The 1,873-nt window shown below is 31.7% G+C and carries 2 protein-coding genes; both read right to left on the minus strand.

Annotated features, from left to right (window positions below; translation table 11 throughout):
* Positions 1-75: 75 nt before the first annotated feature.
* Positions 76-747 (minus strand): hypothetical protein, encoded by a 672-nt coding sequence (locus EC396_RS12630; RefSeq protein ID WP_129366962.1) that lies wholly within the window; start codon positions 745-747, stop codon positions 76-78.
* A 3-nt stretch (positions 748-750) separates the two neighbouring features.
* A partial coding sequence (locus EC396_RS12635) for an RHS repeat-associated core domain-containing protein (RefSeq protein ID WP_164975292.1) occupies positions 751-1,873 on the minus strand: 1,123 nt, incomplete at its 5' end.

Consider the following 1,873-nt stretch of genomic DNA (forward strand, 5'->3'; position numbering starts at 1 on the left):
TACTAAAAAGTGGTTTTGCTTACTATTACTTACTTGTAATGGGCACGGAATGCAATTCCGCGCTATCGTTGCGTGTTACATATCCGCGCCATCGGGGTTATCACTACTCCAAATATCACTATCCCAAAAACGCTTATCATCAACATTGTAAGTAGCTTTATTATTATCTCGATGATTTAAACAGTCATTCATTAACGCTATTGAGCTTTCTTCATAAGTCCTAGAGTTTGTAAATGAATTCCTAGAGAATGATGAAATTATTATAATTTCACTCTCTCTATTTCTTTTTGCAATAAAACTATTTCCATTAAAATGTGTTCCTTCGTATGGCAAATTACCTGATTTTTCCCAACTATAAGCCTCGTCTTTTGACACTCCTTTATATAGCTTTAGATTTTCATTTTCAACTATAACTAAAAAAACTAACTTACTTAAATCAGGATTATAAAAAATGCTATCTATATAAATTTTAGTCAAACTATCATTAATATATTCTAATTTTCCATTTACCTTAATAGAATTATAATATGGATGCTGATGATTTTTTATCTTATCTCTTATTGTAACCACCAAGTCTAAACTGTCTTTAGAATATTGTTCTTCAGAAACATTTACAATTGATTTATATTCTTTTGATGTGTAATTATTACTTCTAAATTCTAGCCAGCCGAAGATGTACTTAAAATAAAGAAACGCTATAAATATAATAACTATTATTATGCTTATCAATATGGGTTTTCTTTTCATTGCCTATTGTTTTACCCAATTTTTTCCATCCCACTTATATGTACCTTCTGACATGTTACTAATATCGTTAAAAAAAGTCATTATTGAATGGTCTGTACTATTACCTGTGTTGGTCTGTACATCTACTTTACCATTCTCATCCTGATTAGCTAACCATCCCAAACCCAAAATATTCCAAAAACCTTGATGTTTAAATTGAAAAGTAGGGGTTTCTCCATCTGCTGTTAAAGAACCAGCTTGGTGAGGGTCAAAATCATAGACTGAAAACTTTATTTGTGATTGTTGTTCTTTAGGTAGTGTTTTAACATACTCCTTCAATGCTTTAATAAACCCTTTACCGTAAGCACCTCCCATACTATGAGTTATTATTTTTATAGTTTCTATGATTTCTCCAGAAGTTTTGTCTCTAGTTAAATTCGCAATTATACTTTTTGCTTCTTTTTTACCCCTTGAGTAACCTGCATCAACTCTGTTTTTAGCACTAAGGTTAGAGGTTACTAAACCTCTTGTAGAAAGGACAGTATTTAAAGCACCTCCCATAGAACCATCTAAATACATAGAGTTACTATCTCCAAAACGATTCATTACAGATGTGTCAAATGCTGCTGTTTCTTTCATATAAGTTCCATATGTATGCCATGAAAAACCTGCAAAACTTTTTGTCCCAGACATATAGTTAACTTTCTGATAAGACCTCCAATATTCGGCCTTTCCTCCACTTCCTCCGTGCATACCATTTATGAATATAACAATATTTCCATCAGGATCAGTAGCTTGAATAGGAGTATTTAAAGCATACACATAAGTAGAATTACTAAAATATAGTTCGCTTAAATTATCTGTAACATGCCATCTTCCTATTGAAGGGTCATACATTCTTGCTCCATAATCATACAAATCTAAACCAAGTTCTTCGTTATATTCTTTTCCTCCAAACTTATAAGGATGAGCAGTACCATTTATAACATTATTGTATCCCTTGTGTTTGAGACCAAAAGGATAGTAGTTATTTTCTTCTACAATTTTAAGTTCACCTGTTGATATTTGCAAATTAACAACATAAATATCTGCCGGATACGGGCTGTCATCACCTTTTACAATTCTAAGTCCTAAAAATTGAGTAGCT

Origin of the sequence: Lutibacter sp. HS1-25 (assembly GCF_004121075.1) — a bacterium.
Lineage (GTDB): Bacteria > Bacteroidota > Bacteroidia > Flavobacteriales > Flavobacteriaceae > Lutibacter.